A 20382-nucleotide genomic window follows, 5' to 3' on the forward strand; every position below is an offset into this window, starting at 1 on the left:
AAATATTCTTGTATTCTAAAACATTATATTGGTCATACATCAACATAACGCTTTGGTACTTATTGGTACTAGCATCGAGAATAAAACACACACTATAGTTTCGCTGAAACTCAGGTTTGGTTATCTCTTTCAACTCTGATGCAGCCTTTATGAATGAGTCTGCTCCATGATTTTTTGAGTTGTAAATACTATCAAGTTTATTATCTAAAATATCCAATCTGAAAATATGTTTCAATTCCCTAATAAAAACTTGCCATGATGTCAACTGATTAACATCACCTTGACCTTCAGACTTGATATATTCTATATTATTGCCAGCATGGATAACCAATGGTGCTGACACACAATTATCGGCCATAATATACTTCTCCGTCCTTTCATCAAAAATATTTTTAACATTATTTATGGTGGTATTTTTCAATTAATTAATGACTAAAAAAACCATTCCGCAATATCGCCATAAAAATCCCTATTCAGTTCCATACAAGCTTACCCCTTGTCATAAAAAACTCTTTTACAAACCTGCTTAATTTATAAGGTATGTACTTTTAAAATAGGGGTTATAACCCTAACTAACTTGTTGATATCTGAACACCCAAAATCGCTTATAATGCCACGTTAACATCACTCATCTGCATCAAGGCAAAAAGTAGAATGGAACAGTTTGAAACAATCAGTGTTGAACAGGCCTATAACCGCCTAAAAGAACACCAAGCAGTTTTAGTTGATATCCGCGATCCGCAAAGTTTTGAAGCAGGCCACGCATCTGAGGCGTTTCATCTGACCAACAGCAGCTTGCATACTTTTATGCAACAGACTGATTTTGAACAACCGGTGATGGTAATGTGCTATCACGGCAACAGTAGCAAAGGTGCAGCGCAGTATCTGCTCCAACAGGGTTTTGAGGCGGTTTACAGTATTGATGGTGGTTTTGAAGCATGGGCAAGAAGCTATCCACAAGACGTGGTACAGGCCAGTTAGCTAATACTCACCCGATTGTGATATTTTTAAGCACTTTAATTAAAATCTCGTTAGACGGTGATAGACAAAATGGTTCGTGTAATAGCAATTTCTAATCTCCGTCTGGCACAGGCCTTCGTTGATTATATGGCCACTCGCAATGTGGCATTGGAAGTGAAGCCAGATTCTCAGGGTGCGGAGATTTGGCTTGCCGATGATGAGCAATTACCCCTGGTTCAGCATGAGCTGGAACAGTTTTTACTCGATCCCCTCAATCCGCGCTACCAAGCCGCCAGTTGGCAATCGGGCAATCTGCATTCTAATCTGCCTTACCAACGGTTCTCTTATCTCCAGACTCTGCGCAGTCAGGCCGGGCCGCTGACACTCAGTGTCATGGTGCTGTGTATTGCCATCTATATCCTGATGCAAATCGTCGGTGATGGCGCAGTGATGTCCTGGCTGGCCTGGCCGCGCGATAACAGCCAGTATCTGCAAATCTGGCGTTGGGTCAGCCATGCTTTTTTACATTTTTCGCTGCTGCATATCCTGTTTAACCTCATGTGGTGGTGGTATCTGGCCGGGCAGATGGAAAAACGGCTTGGCACCGGCAAATTGCTGGTATTAACTATTGTTTCAGCCTTATTCAGTGGCTGGGGGCAATCGCTGTTTAGCGGTGTGAATTTTGGCGGTCTTTCTGGTGTGGTTTATGCCCTGATGGGCTATGTCTGGCTGACCGGCGAACGCGCACCCGAGCGGGGTATCTCACTGCCTCGTGGTTTGATGGCTTTCTCGGTTCTCTGGCTGGTTGCTGGATATTTCGATATTTTAGGGTTGTCGATTGCCAATGCAGCGCATGTTTCAGGCTTGATTATTGGGTTGCTGATGGCATTTTGGGATACGCGCAACAGCGCAAAAACTGCACAATAACTGTCTGGAACAACCAGGCATATTAGGGGATTATCGTGAAGCAAACGCAGCGGCATGATGCGATTATTGAATTGGTTCGCCAACAGGGCTACGTCAGTACTGAAGAGCTAGTGGAACATTTTGCCGTGAGTCCGCAAACCATCCGACGCGATTTGAATGACTTGGCGGATCAAAACAAGATTCACCGTCATCATGGCGGTGCGGCGTTACCCTCCAGCTCAGTCAATGCGGCTTATAACGACCGTAAAGTGATGTGGTCGGAAGAAAAGGCGCGTATTGCCCAGCGAGTTGCCAGCCAGATCCCCGATGGCGCGACCCTGTTTATTGATATCGGCACCACACCGGAGGCAGTGGCTCACGCCTTGATGAATCATAAAGGTTTGCGCGTAGTCACCAACAATCTCAACGTAGCCACATTGCTGACCGCTAAAGAGGATTTCCGTCTGATTCTGGCGGGCGGCGAAGTGCGTACCCGTGATGGTGGAATTATTGGTGAAGCCACATTGGATTTCATTTCTCAGTTCCGCCTTGATTACGGCATCCTCGGTATTAGCGGCATTGATATGGATGGCTCTCTGTTGGAGTTTGATTACCATGAAGTGCGCACCAAGCGGGCAATTATCGAAAACTCCCGTTGTGTGATGCTGGTAACCGACCATTCCAAGTTTGGCCGTAATGCGATGGTGAATCTGGGGAATATGAATCTGATCGATTATTTGTTTACCGATCAGATGCCACCCGCCAGTGTGATGAAGATTATTGAACAGCATGAAGTTCAACTGGAGTTGTGTTAGCCGTTTGTTTTGGTGATTTGGTTCAGTGATTTGATTCGGTTGTCAGAACTTCAGAAATCAAGAGTAGATCGGACCAGGTTTCGGTTGATGCTCCAGTTCGGTTGTCAGAACTTCACGGCTCACTTAACCTCCGATGAACCAACCGCCAAAGGGGGCGGCGGCCCCCTTGTGGAATCCCGCGCTTTCGCACGTATCGCTAGCCCACTGCGTGGGTGCCCTCACTCATCATTTCGCTGGCGGGACGGCTTTATTCGCGTCCCTGCTCATGACGCCTAAATCCGCCGTCCATGGCGGATTTCCCTTGCTACACTCTTCACTCGGCTGCTCAAATGTGCTTTTAACATCAAAATCTAAAGGCAGGGTTTTGACTTTCTCTTTTGACCTTGAGCGCAATTAGGGATATTACCGACAAAGACGATGGCCCGAGTGGGCCGCCATGGACGGCGGTGAAAAGCGCGCTTGAGCAGGAGGGCCGGCCTGCCCTCCTGCTCGGTTGAGGCCACAGAGGTGAGATGGTAACCGAACAAATATCAACCGAAACCTAATCCAATCTGTTCTAACAACCGAACCAAACCTATTCACCAAATCCAAATCCAGTCCTTCCTCCCACATCCTGATAACAAAACTGTTACTTCCATCACGCATAAATGTTTTTTTTTGGTTAAGTCTTGGCTTGTTTGTTGGTTTTTGATTACAATCATGAGCGAAAACGAACATTAAAGAGCTGTTTCGAACATCCGGAGGGAGTAAGCATGGAAACCAAAGACTTGATCGTGATCGGTGGCGGCATTAATGGTGCCGGTATCGCTGCGGACGCTGCAGGGCGTGGCCTGTCCGTTCTGCTGCTGGAAGCACAAGATTTGGCCTGTGCTACATCTTCTGCCAGCTCCAAACTTATCCACGGTGGCTTACGTTACCTGGAACACTATGAATTCCGCTTGGTCAGTGAAGCATTGGCCGAACGTGAGGTTTTGCTGAAACTGGCTCCTCATATCGCTTTCCCAATGCGCTTTCGCCTGCCCCATCAGCCCCATCTGCGCCCGGCGTGGATGATTCGTACCGGCTTATTCTTGTACGATCATTTGGGCAAACGTACCAGCCTGCCAGCCAGTAAAGGGCTGCGTTTTGGGCCAGAGTCAGTATTAAAGCCTGAGTTAGTGCGCGGTTTCGAATATTCTGACTGCTGGGTCGATGATGCTCGTTTGGTCGTGTTGAATGCGCAGGAAGTGGTCGAACGTGGTGGCGAAGTACGTACCCGCACCAAAGTGACTCGCGCCTGGCGTGAACAAGGGCTATGGATGGTGGAAGCGGTCGATATCAACACCGGCAAAACCTTTACCTGGCGCGCCAAAGGGTTAGTGAATGCTACCGGCCCGTGGGTTAAACAGTTCTTCGATGATGGTCTGAAACTGAAATCACCTTATGGCATCCGCCTGATCAAAGGCAGCCATATTGTGGTGCCACGCGTGCATAACCAGCCGCAAGCCTATATTCTGCAAAACGAAGACCACCGTATTGTCTTCGTCATTCCATGGTTGGATGAATATTCCATCATCGGTACAACTGATGTGGAATTCCACGGCGATCCGAAAGATGTGAAGATCGACGATCAGGAAATTGATTATCTGCTGAAGGTGTATAACGACCACTTTAAAAAGCAACTGGGTCGCGACGATATTGTCTGGACTTACTCTGGCGTGCGTCCGCTGTGCGATGATGAATCAGATTCACCGCAAGCGGTTACCCGCGATTACACACTGGATGTCGCCGATGAAGGCGGTAAAGCACCTCTGCTGTCAGTATTTGGTGGCAAACTGACCACCTACCGCAAACTGGCAGAACATGCGCTGGAAAAACTGTCCGGCTACTATCCAAATGTCGGCCCGGCATGGACGAAAACCGGTTCATTACCGGGCGGGGATATTGGCGGCAATCGTGATAACTATACGGTACAACTGCGCCATCGCTATAACTGGCTCCCTGAAGGATTGGCGCGCCGCTATACCCGTACTTATGGTAGCCACAGTGAGCTGATTTTGGCTGATGCCAGCAGCATCGAAAGCCTGGGCGAACACTTCGGCCACGGCCTGTATGAAGCAGAATTGCGCTATCTGGTTGAGAAAGAGTGGGTTGTTGAACTCGATGATGCCATCTGGCGTCGTACCAAGTTAGGTATGACTCTGGATGCTAAGCAGAAACAGCGTGTTGCCGAATGGCTGGCAGCCGTGCAAGCAGAGAAACAGCAGACACTCTCTTTAGTCTCCTGATGACCAATAAAAGTATTTAATTATTTGATAGATATAAAAAACCCTCTTCATTACTAACTGCTGAAGAGGGTTTTTTTATTCGCTCAGTGAATGCTTAAAGCCTTATCGGCTTAATATGCCAAATATCATCGGCATACTCTTGAATAGTTCGATCCGAAGAGAAATACCCCATATTGGCAATATTGAGTAAGCTTTTACGTGTCCATTCGTCTGGATGACGATAGAGCGCATCGACTTGATCTTGGGTATCCACATAGCTGCGATAATCTGCCAGCAACTGATAGTGATCGCCAAGATTGACCAGTGAATCAAACAAACTGGTGTAACGATTAGGCTCTTCCGGGCTGAAAACACCGGTGGCAATTTGCGTCAATGCCAAATGCAGTTCCGGATCTTCGTCATAATATTTCCGTGGGTTATAACCATTATTACGCAGCGCCTCAACCTGCTCGGTCGTATTACCAAAGATAAAGATATTATCCTCACCCACATGTTCGCGTATCTCGACATTCGCCCCATCCAGTGTGCCAATAGTCAGCGCCCCATTCAGCGCAAATTTCATATTACTGGTTCCCGAGGCTTCAGTACCCGCCAGCGAGATCTGTTCGGAAAGATCAGCCGCTGGAATGATCAACTGCGCCAAACTGACACTGTAGTTCGGGATAAACACCACTTTTAGCAGGTTATTAATGCGCGGATCGTTATTGATCACCTTCGCCACATCATTGATCAACCTAATGATTTGCTTCGCATTATAATAAGCCGATGCGGCTTTACCGGCAAAAATCACCACTCGTGGTACCCACTTCTCATCAGGGGCCTCAAGAATGCGGTTATAGCGGGTTATTACATGCAGGACATTCAACAGTTGCCGTTTGTACTCATGAATACGCTTGATTTGCACATCAAATAGCGCCGCTGGATTCACCACAATATTCAGCTTTTGCGCAATATAGATAGCCAGTCGCTTCTTATTCTCTAGCTTGGCTTTTTGCACTGCCCGCAAGAAGCTCACATAATCAATATTCTTTTCCAGCTCACTGAGTTGGCTCAAATCGGTGCGCCAGTTATGGCCGATACTGTCATCCAATACTGCGGCCAATGGCCGGTTAGCCAGACCCAGCCAACGCCGTGGTGTAACTCCATTGGTTTTATTGCAGAAGCGGTTCGGGAAGATACGGGCAAAATCAGCAAACAGCGATTGCACCATCAACTCTGAATGTAGCGCCGACACGCCGTTCACTTTGTGGCTGGCAATCACCGCCAGCCAGGCCATACGCACCTGTCGCCCATGGTTTTCATCAATAATCGATACCCGTGGCAGCAACTCCGGTTCATTCGGATACTGTTCCTGCACCAGTTTGAGGAAATGGTCATTGATATCAAAGATGATTTGCAGATGGCGCGGCAGGATCTTACCAATCATGTCGATAGGCCAGGTCTCCAGCGCTTCACTCATCAGGGTATGGTTGGTGTAGGAGAACACTTGCTGCACCACATCCCAAGCATCCATCCAGCTAAATTTATGCTCATCAATCAGCAGACGCATCATTTCAGGGATAGAAAGCACTGGGTGGGTATCATTCAGGTGAATAGCAATCTTATCAGCCAAATTCTCGAATGTTTGGTGCATCGTCCAATGGCGATTGAGAATATCCTGCACCGTGGCGGAGACTAAAAAATACTCTTGCCTCAGGCGCAGTTCGCGTCCGGAGTAGGTCGAATCATCAGGATAAAGCACGCGAGATACGTTTTCTGAATGGTTTTTATCTTCTACCGCTGCGAAATAATCACCTTGGTTGAATTTACCCAGATTGATCTCATTACTGGCCTGTGCAGACCATAAGCGCAGAGTATTAGTCGCATCTGTATCAAAACCAGGAATGATTTGATCATAGGCACAAGCGAGGATTTCTTCCGTTTCCAGCCAGCGAGTTTTGCTACCTTCCTGCTGAATACGGCCACCAAAACGCACTTTATAGCGAGTATTGTGCCGTGGAAACTCCCAGGCATTGCCATATTCCAGCCAGTTATCTGGCGACTCCATCTGTTGACCATTGACGATTTTCTGGCTGAACATGCCATATTCGTAGCGAATGCCGTAACCGCGACCGGGAAGTGCCAATGTCGCCAGTGAATCCAGAAAACAGGCCGCCAAACGCCCTAAGCCACCATTACCTAAACCAGGGTCATTCTCTTCTTGCAGCAGCTCAGACAGATTAAGGCCCATTTCATCCAAAGCCTGTTCGATATCTTCATAAATACCCATCGATAACAGTGCATTAGAAAGCGTTCGTCCCAAGAGAAACTCCATCGACAGATAATAAACCTGCCGAACGTCTTGTGATAATTGTGCACGATTAGAGCGCAGCCAGCGTTCAACCATCCGGTCACGCACGGCAAATAAAGTCGCATTCAGCCAATCGTGCTGAGTCGCAATAGAGGGATCTTTGCCCACAATAAACATTAGTTTGTAGGCAATCGAGTGTTTCAGCGCGTCCACACTGACAACAGGTGAGGTATAACTGAACGGTGATGTCATAGCGGTTTTCCCAATTAGTGGTTACAACAAATCGGCAACGAGAAATCACAGACGCCGATAAAGTGACAGATAGTCTGCCGCTGCTACTTGCCAACCAAAGTCCAGCCCCATCGCGTGGCGCTGAACATGACGCCAATGTTTTGGTCGGCTCCACAGAACAAAAGCACGGCGAATCGCCCGCACCAATGCTTGTGCATCGCATTCATCAAACACAAATCCCGAGGCACTGCCGTCTGCCAGATTTTCCAGCGCGCAATCCACCACGGTATCTGCCAACCCGCCCGTATGCCGGACCAGTGGCAAAGTGCCATACTTCAAACCATACAACTGTGTTAGCCCACAGGGTTCAAAACGGCTGGGCACCAGAATCACATCCGCACCGGCAATGATTCGGTGTGAGAATGCCTCGTGATAGCCTATTTGCACCCCAACCTGACCGGAATAGTCTGCCGCTGCTGCCAGGAATGCCTCTTGTAAAATGGCATCACCCGCGCCCAGAACAACCAGTTGCCCTCCCAATTGCAGTAGATCGGGCAACGCTTCCAGCACCAAATCTAACCCTTTTTGCTCTGTCAACCTGCTGACAACGGCAAAAATAGGTTTCTTCTCCGTCACCTCCAACCCCATCGTGGTTTGCAGGTGTGTTTTATTGACCGCTTTCTTTTGCAGATCTTCTGCATCATAGCGGGCATGGAGCAAAACATCCGTTTGTGGGTCCCAGATATCACTGTCCACCCCATTGAGTATCCCGGTCAATCGCCCCTGACTGGCCCGCTCTTGTAGCAGCCCCTCCATGCCGTAGCCAAAGGCAGGTTGGGTGATTTCCTTGGCATAAGTTGGACTGACGGTGGTAACATGGTCAGCAAAGAACAATCCAGCTTTCAGATAGGAAATCTGTCCATAGAATTCCAATCCATACATTTGGAAAAATGCGGCTGGCAGTTGTATTTCAGCCAAATGCTTCCCAGAAAAAAGCCCTTGATAAGCCAAATTATGGACGGTAAATACTGAACGTGCCGGGCGGCCACGTGCCGCGAGATAAGCACAAGCTAACCCGGCATGCCAATCATGAGCATGCACCACCTCCGGACGCCAATAACCATCTAATCCACATGCCAGTTCGCAAGCCATCCATCCCAGCAATGCAAAACGGCGATAGTTATCAGCATAAGCATGCAAAGATTGGTCGTGATACGGGCTGCCGGCCCGATCATAGAGGCCCGGAGCATCAATCAGGTAAATACCAATCCCCTGATAGTGGCCATAACGTAATGAAACACGGCCAGCAAAGGTATCAATCTCCCTGACCAAAACCGTGTCTGGGATGCCACGGCGCAAGTCTGGGAACCCCGGCAGCATAACCCTGACATCGGCCCCCTCAGCAATTTGAGCGGCAGGTAAAGCACCAACAACGTCAGCCAATCCCCCGGTTTTTAACAACGGGAATAACTCAGAACATACGTGTAGAACCCGCATCATCACTCCTATTTATACCCTTCTTACTTGAAGCGGCAGGGTTGTTAGCTGCTCTCACGCACCCGAATCACTGACCTGAGTCAGCTCATCGGGATACCCTCGTTTGCTGCCTACCTGCCACTCCAATTAATTTGGGTATAAGATACTCACTTAATAAATGATAAAATCCGATAGCCCTATTTCGCCGCCAGCTTGGCCAGCATCGAACGGGTCACTAACACCACCCCGCCCTCAGAGCGATAAAAACGCTTGCTGTCTTCTTCGGCGTTTTCGCCAATAACCGTCCCCTCCGGTATATGACAGGCGCGGTCAATTATGCAGCGACGCAGGCGGCACGAGCGGCCCACATTGACATCCGGCAGCAGCAATGTGGAATCAATGGTGCAAAATGAGTTCACCCGCACCCGAGGGAATAGCACCGAATGCACCACCACCGAACCGGAAACAATACAGCCACCGGAGACCAACGAGTTCATGGTCATACCGTGGCTACCGGAGCGGTCCTGCACAAACTTGGCAGGCGGCAGCGGCTCCATATGTGTCCGAATCGGCCAATCGCGGTCATACATATCCAGCTCTGGCGTCACCGATGCCAGGTCGAGGTTGGCGCGCCAGTAGGCATCCAGCGTCCCAACGTCACGCCAGTAAGGCGGCAGTTCAGCATTAGAAGTCACACAGGAAAGGTCGAATGGATGTGCCCAGGCCACTCTTTGTTCGGTTAATTTTGGGATGATATCTTTACCAAAATCATGGCTGGAGCCGGGGGTTTTCTGATCTTCTTCTAATAATTTAAACAGATAATCAGTATTGAAAATGTAGATACCCATGCTGGCGAGGGCCATATCCGGGCGGCCAGGCATCGCAGGTGGGTTAGCCGGTTTTTCATAGAAAGCGGTTATCTGATAATCCTCGGCAACCTCCATGACACCAAATTCAGTGGCCTCGGTAATGGGGACGGGAATACACGCCACAGTACACTCAGCCCCTTTCTCAGCGTGGTCGAGCAGCATGCGGGAATAATCCATCTTGTAAATATGGTCACCCGCCAGAATGACGATATGTTCCGCTTTGTAGCGACGGATAATATCCAGATTCTGGTAAACCGCATCTGCGGTGCCTTTGTACCACTGCTCAGTGCTCAGGCGCTGTTGGGCTGGCAATAAATCGACAAATTCGTTCATTTCCTCATTGAGGAATGACCAACCCCGTTGAATATGCTGAACCAAGCTATGTGACTGATATTGCGTTATCACGCCGATACGCCGGATACCCGAATTCAGACAGTTGGAAAGGGCAAAATCAATAATACGAAACTTGCCGCCAAAATGAACTGCGGGTTTAGCACGGGTCGCCGTTAAATCTTTCAGCCGCGAACCACGGCCACCCGCCAGAATCAGCGCGACAGATTTATTCGGTAATAATCGAGCTAACATCAGTGGGTCTTTGTTCTCAAACTTAACCATGAAGACTCCTTAAAATTTCTGTGTGAGCACGCAAACGGTATGTGCAGACCCATTCCATACGGTTAATGGTTCCGTATGCTCTGACGGCTCAAAAGGAGGAATCACCACCCATTCCCCCACAGGTAAATGCATTTCACACGCTTGATCAGTGGCATTAATCACCACCAGCCAGCGCTGAGATAACCGTATTTGTAGTTGTTTCTGGCAACCCTGCTCCCAAGCCCCATCACTCAGCACTTGCCCCTGACTATCCAGCCATTGCACATTGCCATCGCCGTCTTCCCACCATGAATCTTGAATCAGAGCCGGAATCTGCTGGCGTAATCGAATAAGTTCGGCAGTAAATGCCGTTAATTCTCGATCTGCGCTTCCCCAATCGAGCCAGGTGAGAATGTTGTTCTGACAATACGCATTGTTGTTGCCTTGCTGACTATGGCCGTGCTCATCGCCAGCCAGCAACATCGGTGTTCCCTGTGAAAGCAGCAAGGTGGTCAGCAATGCGCGCTGGCACGCTTTGCGCCGTTGCCAGATAGCCTCATCCGCCACCAAACCTTCACTACCAAAATTATTGCTCAGATTGTTATCACTGCCATCACGGTTTTCTTCTCCGTTGATTTGGTTGTGTTTTTGGTTAAAACACAGCAAATCTTGCAGGGTAAAACCATCATGGGCGGTGATTTGATTGATACTGGCGGAAGGCAAACGCTCCCGATGTTTGAATAAATTGCTGGATGCTGCAAAGTGCTGGGCGAATTGCCCCAAAGGTAAATCGCCGCGTAACCAGAAGCGGCGCATGGCATCGCGATATTGGTCATTCCATTCACTAAAACCGGCCGGGAAGTTACCCAATTGATAACCCCCCAAGCCGATATCCCAAGGCTCCGCAATCATCTTGCAACTACAGAGCTGTTTATCCGCCGCCAGTGCGGCAAACAAAGGGGCATGTTGGTCGAAAGCCGGTGAGCGCCCCAAAACCGTACCCAAATCAAAGCGGAAACCGTCAATGTGGCAGCTATCAACCCAGTAACGCAGGCAATCAAGCACCCACTGCATCACATAAGGTTGGCTAAGGTTCAATGTATTGCCACAACCGGTCATGTTGTCATATTCACCCTCAGGGGTGAGCCAGTAGTAGCTGGCATTGTCGATCCCACGCTGGCACAGAGTGGGGCCAAACACATCCAGCTCTGCGCTGTGGTTGAACACCACATCCAGAATCACTTCTATACCGGCTTTGTGCAGTGCTTTCACCGCATCACGTAGCTCTTGCAGCGGGGATATCCCCTCACGACCAGAAGCATAATCCGAGTCAACTGCATAGGGTGCGAGTACGTTATAACCCCAGTAATTACTCAGCCCCATCTTCTGCAAACGTGGCTCATCGATATGGAATTGCACCGGCAACAACTCCAACGTCGTTATACCCAGCTTTTTCAGGTATTGAATCATGGCGGGATGAGCCAAACCGGCGTACGTGCCACGCAGATCTGCCGGAATATCCGGGTGTAATTGAGTTAAGCCGCGGACATGAGCTTCATAAATGACGGTATTGCCCCAAGGAATGGTTGGTCGGCGATCCCCCTGCCAATCATATTCTTCATGAACCACAATACACTTTGGAGCTACAGCAGCACTGTCGCGAGAGTCGGGCTGACTCACCCCACCTTGTAAGCTGAGGTCATCACCCACTTTACCATCCAGCGCACGAGCACAAGGGTCTATCAATAGCTTGTGGGGATTAAAACGGTGGCCTTGTTGCGGGTTAAATGGCCCACTGGCACGGTAACCATAACGCTGCCCCGGCTTTCCGCCGGGGAGATAACCATGCCAGATATCCCCACTGCGGGCCGGTAACGGTATCCGCAGCTCCTGGTTATTATCATCGAACAGGCACAATTCAACCTGTTCTGCATGGGCCGAAAACAGAGTGAAATTGATCCCAGAGCCATCAAAATGAGCACCCATTGGTGTCGGGGAGCCACTCGTCAGCGTCGTCATCCTACCCCTCCCGCGCCAGATAAATGGTCGACAACGGCGGGAGAGTTAGCAGCAAAGAGTGACTGTGATTATGGCTGCTAACCTGGTGGCTATGAATACCGCCCTGATTACCCATATTGCTGCCGCGATAGAACGCTGAATCAGAGTTCAACACTTCACGATAATGCCCACTCTGCGGGACACCTACGCGGTAGTTATAACGTGGTACTGGCGTAAAATTACTAATGACAATCAATTCGTTACCATCAGCATCACGGCGCAGGAACGCAAATACCGAGTTTTCATGATCATCCACCACCAGCCACTCAAAGCCATCCGGTTGGTAATCCAACTCATAAAGTGGCGCATGCTGTTGATAACAATGGTTAAGGTCGCGAACCCAACGCTGCACACCCTTATGCCAACCATTCTCGTCATCCAGCAAATGCCAGTCCAAACTGGTATCAAAATTCCACTCACGCCCTTGGGCGAATTCACATCCCATAAACAGTAATTTTTTGCCCGGATGCGCCCACATAAACCCATAATAAGCCCGCAAGTTGGCGAATTTCTGCCATGCATCACCTGGCATACGATCAAGGATTGAACGTTTGCCATGCACCACTTCATCGTGAGAGATCGGTAAAATAAAGTTCTCGGTATAGGCGTATAACATACCGAAAGTCATTAGATTATGATGGTATTTGCGGTGAACAGGGTCACATTGCATGTAATTGAGCGTGTCATGCATCCAGCCCATATTCCACTTGTAGTTAAAGCCCAATCCACCCGCATCAGGAGGTAATGTCACCCCTGGGAAGTCAGTGGACTCCTCAGCCATAGTGACACCGCCGGAGCGCTCAACACCGATGGTATGGTTGGTGTAACGCAGAAAGGCTATCGCCTCCAGATTTTCGCGCCCGCCGTAATAATTGGGCACCCATTGCCCTTCGGCACGGCTGTAATCGCGGTAAATCATTGAAGCAACAGCATCAATACGTAATGCATCGATGCCAAAACGCTCCATCCAGTAGAACGCATTTCCCGCTAAATAGTTGCGAACTTCATTGCGACCATAGTTATAAATCAGGGTATTCCAGTCTTGATGGTAGCCTTCACGCGGATCGGCATATTCATATAGGGCGGTGCCATCGAACGTCGATAACCCATGCTCATCACTGGGGAAATGACCCGGAACCCAGTCAAGAATGACGTTAATCCCTGCCTCATGGAATTTGGCGACAAAATCTTTGAAATCTTGTGGTGTACCAAACCGGCGAGTCGGTGCGTATAACCCCAGCGGTTGATAGCCCCAACTGCCATCAAACGGATGCTCATTAATGGGCAATAATTCCACATGGGTGAATCCCATGTATTTGACGTACTCGACCAGTTGATCGGCTAATTCACCATAACTGAGCCAAAAGTTATTGTCGGTATGGCGTCGCCACGAACCAAGATGGACTTCATAAATAGAAATAGGTGAACGCAAGTCATTGGCTTTTTGTCGGGCGGGAGTATTTTCGACCACATCGGGTAACGGGCTAACCAATGAAGCTGTTTCTGGCCGCATCTGGGCTTTAAAGGCGTAGGGATCGGCTTTTAACCGCACCTGACCGTGGCAATCAATTATCTCAAACTTATACAACTGCCCCGCTTGCACGCCGGGCAGGAATAGCTCCCAAATACCATTTTCTCGCCGTAACCGCATAGGATGGCGGCGACCATCCCAAAAGTTAAATTCCCCCACCACAGAAACACGTTGAGCATTCGGCGCCCAAACCGCAAAACTGACCCCCGGCACGCCATCCAGACTCATCAAATGCGCGCCTAAGCGTTCATAAGGGCGTAAATGAGTCCCTTCGGCCAGTAACCAGGTATCGATATCCTGTAATAATGTGCCGAAACGGTAGGGATCTTCGATGATTTGTGTACTTTCTTGCCACGTAACGGCTAACTGATAACGGAAAGGTTTTTTACGGCGAGGAATTTTGGCGATGAAGAAACCACGCGGATCTTCACTCTTTAATTGAACAATATTACGCCCGCTTTCTGTGTCAACCAACCACACCTCTTTGGCATCCGGCAACAACGCACATACCTGTAATCCCCGCTCAGTTTGGTGCATACCCAAAACGGAAAAAGGATCGGCATAATGGCCGGAAATAATTTGATTAATCACCTTACGGTCGGGAAGTACTGGCATATCTTCTTCCTTTGATTAATAGCATGATTTTATAAAGAAATTTGAAAAATACAGTCAAAAATCTGCACGGTAATCATGCAATCCATTTAATGTATTAGGCATGATCAAGGTCAATAAACAGACTTAATGCCTTAATCCGTTGTTCTGAGAATAGCGCCCAGCCATCAAATTTTTCTCACCCAAACAATAAGCATAGTCAATGAGTGCTAAAAAAATCGGCTTATGATTAATGAAATTTTTTCTCACGCAAATAAGTGAAAAAAAAGGAGGTTAAGCTGTGCATGAGGCAGATGCGTGATGTAAATGCCGTAATGAGTCAGATAAAAATAATGTGATAGTCGACAGGTGAAATGTGCAAAACAACAAGCTGATACGATTTTTGGCCCCATAGGGCTTTTTTGTTAAAACAAGGGGCGGGCTAACATCTCGGTCGAGGAATCTGGCTACAATAGCGGCAGCAATAAATAATCGTAGCAATAACAATGGTCATCCAACATGGGCGTTAGCCAGGTCGAACTGATTTTTTCCCTTTTACAACAGATGTGTGTCTATCTGGTCATCGCCTATCTGTTGAGTAAAACACCGCTATTTATCCCCTTAATGCAGGTTACCATTAGGTTGCCCCATAAACTGGTGTGCTACCTCACGTTTTCCATGTTTTGCATCATGGGAACCTATTTTGGTTTGCATATTGATGACTCCATCGCCAATACCCGCGCTATCGGTGCCGTATTGGGTGGCGTACTGGGGGGGCCATCAGTTGGTTTTCTGGTAGGGCTAACCGGCGGCTTACATCGCTACTCCATGGGAGGAATGACCGCCACCGCCTGCATGTTATCTACCATCACCGAAGGGTTGTTAGGCGGGCTGCTGCATAGCTATCTGATCCGCAAAAATCGTCTTGATTTGTTGTTCCAGCCGCTGGTTGTTGCTGCTATTACCTTGGTGGCCGAAGTCCTGCAAATGTTGATTATTCTGACAGTGGCGCGCCCCTTCCACGAAGCGGTCGAATTGGTTGAGAACATTGCCTTACCGATGATGATAACCAACACCATCGGTGCCGCGATGTTTATGCGTATCTTATTGGACAGGCGGGCTATTTTCGAAAAATACACCACCGCATTCTCAGCCAAAGCGCTACAAATTGCCGCACGAGCGGAAGGGTTATTACGTCACGGTTTTGATCAGCAAAACAGCATGCGAGTGGCGCGCATTTTGTATGAAGAACTGGGGGTGGGCGCGGTAGCAATCACTGACCGTGAAAAGCTATTGGCCTTTATTGGCACCGGTTCAGACCATCATAAAGTGGGAGGAGCCATTACTTCCGACCATACCCACCGGGCGATTGAGCTGAATCAGGTGGTCTACGCCGACGGCAACGCCGTACCCTATACCTGTTCAATTTCACCGACCTGTAAGCTAGGTTCTACCTTGGTTATCCCGTTGCGTGGTGAAGAGCATCGGGTGATTGGCAGCATCAAACTGTATGAGCCAAAAAGTAAGCTATTTTCCAGTATTAACCGCACATTAGGTGAAGGCATTGCTCACCTGCTATCGGCCCAAATTCTGGCCGGTGAGTTTGAGCAGCAAAAACAGATGCTGGCACAATCCGAAATCAAACTGCTTCACGCGCAAGTGAATCCCCACTTCCTGTTTAACGCGCTCAATACTCTGTCGGTGGTGATCCGGCGCAATCCAGACCATGCCCGTAAACTGGTGCTGTCTCTGTCGACATTCTTCCGCAAAAACCTCAAACGCAGTCATGATGTGGTCACACTGAGTGATGAAATTGAACATGTAAATGCTTATCTGGAAATAGAAAAAGCGCGGTTTGCAGATCGCCTGAGTGTTGAAATTTCATTACCAGATGAGTTGATGGAGGCGCGTTTACCGGCATTTTCGCTCCAACCGGTGGTAGAAAATGCCATCAAACACGGTATTTCACAGATGTTCAGCAATGGTCGTATCACCTTGCACGGCAAGTTGGATGATCATGTTCTGGTGCTGGAAGTCGAGGATAATGCCGGATTGTATCAACCGCGGCCAAATGGTGATGGGCTGGGTATGAACCTTGTGGATCGGCGGATTAAAGTACGTTATGGCAGTGAATACGGTGTAACCGTAATAAATAAAGCTGAGGAATTCACCCGTATCATCATTAAACTACCGTTTATCACCGCAAGTGAGAACTAACCGGCGGATAGCTTTTTGCGAGTCATGATATTCACCATATTAAGTACCGCTGCTGAATGTTCATGCCGCCGCCATGCCAAAGTAATCTTGGTTTTTAATAAGCTGTCATCAATCTCATGATAAGTGACATTATTTGCCTGAATAGTTGTGAGTGAACGGGGCACCAGAGTAAAACCAAAACCGGCAGAAACCATGCCAATCGCCGAGACCATCTGTGGCGATTGCTGCCCTAACTCGGGTTGAAACCCTGCGCGATAGCAAGCGGTGATAATGGCATCATATAATCCGGGGCCGACCTCCCGTGGGAAAATAATCAGTTTTTCATGCTGTAGTGTGTGCAGATTGATTGTTGGCAAGCGGTGCAATGGGTGATTATGTGGTAGCACCAACAACATATCTTCCTCCACCAGCACCTTGCAGGTGAATTCATTACTGGCATCACAGGGTTGGCGAATAAAAGCCACATCAATATGTTCGTTATGCAAATCATTCATTAACACCGGCATGGTTTCTTCACTGGGCGACAAGATCACCTCTGGATATTTATCCCGATAAGCATGGAGCAGTTGTAAGACGATGGGCTGAAATGCGGTCGAGCTGGCAAAACCTACCCGCAGTTTGCCCGTTTCCCCCCGCGCAATACTTTTAGCCCGTTTTATCGCCTCATCCGTCAACGTCAATATATGACAAGCATCCTCATAGAACACCTTCCCCGCATTGGTCAATTCGACCCCTCGTGTCAAGCGGCGCAGTAGCGGTGTGCCTATTTCCTGCTCCAATTTTTGAATCTGTTGGCTCAATGGCGGTTGTGAAATACCCAGTGTTTCGGCTGCTCGGGTGAAGTGCCGGGCCGAAGCCACTGCCACAAAATAACGTAGATAACGTAATTCCATATATTTTTGATATCGAAAAAGTGGGATTCCTATATTGGTACTTATGCTCTTTCGGCGTCAACCTTATATATAAATATAATTTATGTTACATAAGGGCGAGGAAGAATATGACTGAATCAATAGCATCACATTGCTCATGTGCTCAAGAGGTGGCAGAAAGCGTTATTGCCTATCAGAGCCAGCATCCTGAGTGCATTATTTACCAGACATCACTGATGAGTGCGTTGATTGGCGGGGTTTACGAAGGCCAGGTTACGATGGCTGAGTTATTGAAACACGGCGATTTTGGATTAGGAACATTTAACAATCTTGATGGCGAACTCGTCGCATTAAACAGTAAAATTTATCAATTGCGATCCGATGGTAGCGCCCGCTCCGCCCAACCACAGCAGAAAACCCCCTTTGCCGTGATGACCTTTTTTCAACCGACTGAAAAACGCCAATTCGAACACAAAATGAGCCGAGAGCAGCTTCACAAGGTGATTAACGATGTTGCTGCAACAGATAATCTGTTTTGCGCACTGCGCATTGAAGGCAAGTTCAGTCATGTTGAAACCCGCACCGTGCCGCGCCAGCAGCGCCCCTATAAACCCATGCTTGAAGCTATCGCCGAGCAACCCATCTTTGAGTTTGAGCATCAAAATGGCGTGATCATTGGTTTTCGCAGCCCAAACTATACCCAAGGCATTAATGTTGCCGGTTATCACGAACATTTTATTACCAATGACCGCAGCGGCGGTGGTCACGTACTGGATTACCAACTGGAAAACGGCATTCTGACCTTTGGCACTGTCGCCAAATTGGTTATCGAGCTGCCGCAGGAACCTGATTTTCTTACAGCAAACCTTTCCCCACAAAATCTCAACAGTGCGATTTGTGCCGTAGAGAGTTAATCCGCAGCACAGCAAGAATAGATAAAGGACAACATATCATGATAAATGAACCCAATATTCTGACCTGGAAATGTGGCGCAGATCTGGTGGTTAATCACTTAGAACAGCAAGGTGTGAAGCAGGTATTTGGCATTCCGGGCGCTAAAATTGATCGGGTATTTGATTCACTGGAAGATTCCAGCATCAACACCGTTGTGGTGCGCCACGAAGCGAATGCCGCCTTTATGGCCGCAGCCGTTGGCCGACTGACCGGTAAAGCCGGTGTCGCGCTGGTCACCTCCGGGCCGGGCTGCGCCAATCTGGTTACCGGCCTTGCTACCGCGACCTCCGAAGGGGATCCGGTTGTCGCCTTGGGGGGTGCAGTAAAACGCTCCGATAGCCTGAAAATAACGCATCAAAGTATGGATACCGTGAGCATCTTCCGCCCGATAACCAAATTTAGCGCAGAAGTGACGGCTTCTGCGGCACTTGGCGAAGTGCTGGGGAATGCCTTCAGAAGTGCTGAGTTTGGCAGACAGGGCGCCGCCTTTGTCAGCTTGCCACAAGATATTCTCAATAAACCCATCACCGGGCAGGCGCTAATTCATCAAGTTTGTCCACAAAGCGGTAGCGCACCACTCAATGAAATTATTGCTGTCGCTAAATTAGTTAATCAGGCGAAAAATCCTATCTTGTTACTGGGGTTAATGGCGAGTCAACCGGCCAACGCACAAGCGATTCGGCGCTTACTTCATCACAGCAAAATACCGGTCACTAGCACCTATCAGGCCGCCGGTGTCGTTGACCAGGCACATTTCGACCATTTTGCTGGCCGGGTAGGGTTATTTAATAATCAGGCGGGCGATAAGCTACTGCAACAAGCTGATTTGATTATCACTATCGGTTATAGCCCGGTGGAGTATGACCCCACACTATGGAACAACGGCCAGGCAACACTGATACATATCGATATTTTACCCGCCGAGATAGACGCAGCTTATCAGCCGGAAAAAGAGCTATTAGGTGATATCGCCGCCACATTGGAGGCCCTCAATCAGCAGATACATGGCCCGGTAGTCTTAACCTCCCAAACACAGGCAATACTGGAAGATCGCTGTCGTCAACGGCGCGACCTGGCCAATCGTGCGGATAAAATGAGTGGTTTCGCCATCCATCCCCTGCGGCTGGTGCGAGCAATGCAGGATATAGTCAACAGTGATGTGACGCTTTGTGTCGATATGGGGAGCTTCCATATTTGGATTGCCCGCTATCTCTACAGCTTTCGTAGCCGGCAAATTTTAATGTCAAATGGTCAGCAGACCATGGGCGTCGCCCTGCCGTGGGCCATTGCGGCTGCACTGGTCAATCCGCAGCAAAAAGTGGTTTCTGTCTCTGGGGATGGGGGTTTTATGCAATCCAGCATGGAGTTGGAAACTGCGGTGCGGCTTAAAAGTAACCTGCTGCATATCATCTGGGTGGATAACGGTTATAACATGGTGGAAATTCAGGAGCAGAAGAAATACCGGCGCTCATCTGGTGTCAGTTTTGGCCCGATAGATTTTAAAATGTACGCGGAATCCTTTGGCGCAAAAGGCTTTGCTGTTGAATCTGCTGCTGAATTAACGATTAAATTACATCAGGCTATGGATACTCAAGGCCCGACCGTCATCGCCATTCCGGTAGATTATTCGGATAACTACCGCTTGATGGAAGAACTGAATATCAGCCAGTTGTTGTAATTGTGGCAGTCTTTATTAATGCGTTACCCCCAGCAAAAGTGCAGTAATAAAAAAGCCCTGACTATAAGATCAG

14 protein-coding genes are annotated in these 20382 nt (G+C 48.6%); 7 read left to right on the plus strand and 7 right to left on the minus strand.

The genetic code is table 11. The features are described 5' to 3' along the window. The coding region (locus tag HU019_RS13250; protein WP_174850494.1) for a hypothetical protein at positions 1 to 358 on the minus strand (358 nt) is incomplete at its 3' end. A gap of 296 nt (positions 359 to 654) precedes the next feature. On the opposite strand from HU019_RS13250, the gene glpE reads away from it, so the two are divergent. From glpE to glpD, 4 genes are all read left to right on the plus strand, one after another. Next, complete coding sequence (glpE, locus tag HU019_RS13255; protein ID WP_174847973.1) at positions 655 to 981, plus strand: thiosulfate sulfurtransferase GlpE; 327 nt, start codon at positions 655 to 657, stop codon at positions 979 to 981. Positions 982 to 1050: 69 nt separating this feature from the next. Next, positions 1051 to 1887 carry a rhomboid family intramembrane serine protease GlpG gene (gene glpG / locus HU019_RS13260; protein WP_174847974.1) on the plus strand — a complete coding sequence of 279 codons (837 nt, stop codon included), beginning with the start codon at positions 1051 to 1053 and terminating at the stop codon, positions 1885 to 1887. A 35-nt stretch (positions 1888 to 1922) separates the two neighbouring features. Then, positions 1923 to 2681, plus strand: coding sequence for a DeoR/GlpR family transcriptional regulator (locus HU019_RS13265; RefSeq protein WP_005157500.1), 759 nt, complete (start codon positions 1923 to 1925; stop codon positions 2679 to 2681). Between the two features lie 752 nt (positions 2682 to 3433). After that, complete coding sequence (gene glpD / locus HU019_RS13270) at positions 3434 to 4948, plus strand: glycerol-3-phosphate dehydrogenase (RefSeq protein WP_174847975.1); 1515 nt, start codon at positions 3434 to 3436, stop codon at positions 4946 to 4948. Between the two features lie 94 nt (positions 4949 to 5042). On the opposite strand, the gene glgP is transcribed toward glpD, so the two are convergent. The 5 genes from glgP to glgB form a co-directional block, all read right to left on the minus strand. Beyond that, the gene (gene glgP / locus HU019_RS13275; protein ID WP_174847976.1) at positions 5043 to 7490 is read right to left on the minus strand and encodes a glycogen phosphorylase; all 2448 of its coding nucleotides are present in this window, start codon (positions 7488 to 7490) and stop codon (positions 5043 to 5045) included. 45 nt (positions 7491 to 7535) lie between these two features. Beyond that, the gene (glgA, locus tag HU019_RS13280) at positions 7536 to 8966 is read right to left on the minus strand and encodes a glycogen synthase GlgA (protein ID WP_174847977.1); all 1431 of its coding nucleotides are present in this window, start codon (positions 8964 to 8966) and stop codon (positions 7536 to 7538) included. A 176-nt stretch (positions 8967 to 9142) separates the two neighbouring features. Continuing rightward, complete coding sequence (gene glgC / locus HU019_RS13285) at positions 9143 to 10429, minus strand: glucose-1-phosphate adenylyltransferase (RefSeq protein WP_174847978.1); 1287 nt, start codon at positions 10427 to 10429, stop codon at positions 9143 to 9145. Positions 10430 to 10438: 9 nt separating this feature from the next. Next, positions 10439 to 12427 (minus strand): glycogen debranching protein GlgX, encoded by a 1989-nt coding sequence (gene glgX / locus HU019_RS13290; protein WP_174847979.1) that lies wholly within the window; start codon positions 12425 to 12427, stop codon positions 10439 to 10441. Position 12428: 1 nt separating this feature from the next. Beyond that, on the minus strand, positions 12429 to 14612 hold the full coding sequence (gene glgB / locus HU019_RS13295) for a 1,4-alpha-glucan branching protein GlgB (RefSeq protein ID WP_174847980.1): 2184 nt from the start codon (positions 14610 to 14612) through the stop codon (positions 12429 to 12431). A 495-nt stretch (positions 14613 to 15107) separates the two neighbouring features. Between glgB and HU019_RS13300 the strand changes: the two genes are divergently transcribed. Then, positions 15108 to 16805: a sensor histidine kinase gene (locus HU019_RS13300; protein WP_174847981.1), complete on the plus strand. Its 1698-nt coding sequence runs from the start codon at positions 15108 to 15110 to the stop codon at positions 16803 to 16805. Here HU019_RS13300 and HU019_RS13305 read toward each other — a convergent pair. Further along, positions 16802 to 17698, minus strand: a complete 897-nt coding sequence (locus HU019_RS13305; RefSeq protein WP_174847982.1) for a LysR substrate-binding domain-containing protein — start codon at positions 17696 to 17698, stop codon at positions 16802 to 16804. The genes HU019_RS13300 and HU019_RS13305 overlap by 4 nt on opposite strands. Before the next feature lie 107 nt (positions 17699 to 17805). Between HU019_RS13305 and budA the strand changes: the two genes are divergently transcribed. Together budA and alsS are read left to right on the plus strand one after the other, a co-directional pair. Continuing rightward, on the plus strand, positions 17806 to 18591 hold the full coding sequence (budA, locus tag HU019_RS13310; protein WP_174847983.1) for an acetolactate decarboxylase: 786 nt from the start codon (positions 17806 to 17808) through the stop codon (positions 18589 to 18591). A 38-nt stretch (positions 18592 to 18629) separates the two neighbouring features. Beyond that, the gene (alsS, locus tag HU019_RS13315) at positions 18630 to 20309 is read left to right on the plus strand and encodes an acetolactate synthase AlsS (RefSeq protein ID WP_174847984.1); all 1680 of its coding nucleotides are present in this window, start codon (positions 18630 to 18632) and stop codon (positions 20307 to 20309) included. Positions 20310 to 20382: the final 73 nt, after the last annotated feature.

This window comes from Yersinia artesiana, assembly GCF_902726545.1.
In the GTDB taxonomy this organism is placed as follows: domain Bacteria; phylum Pseudomonadota; class Gammaproteobacteria; order Enterobacterales; family Enterobacteriaceae; genus Yersinia; species Yersinia artesiana.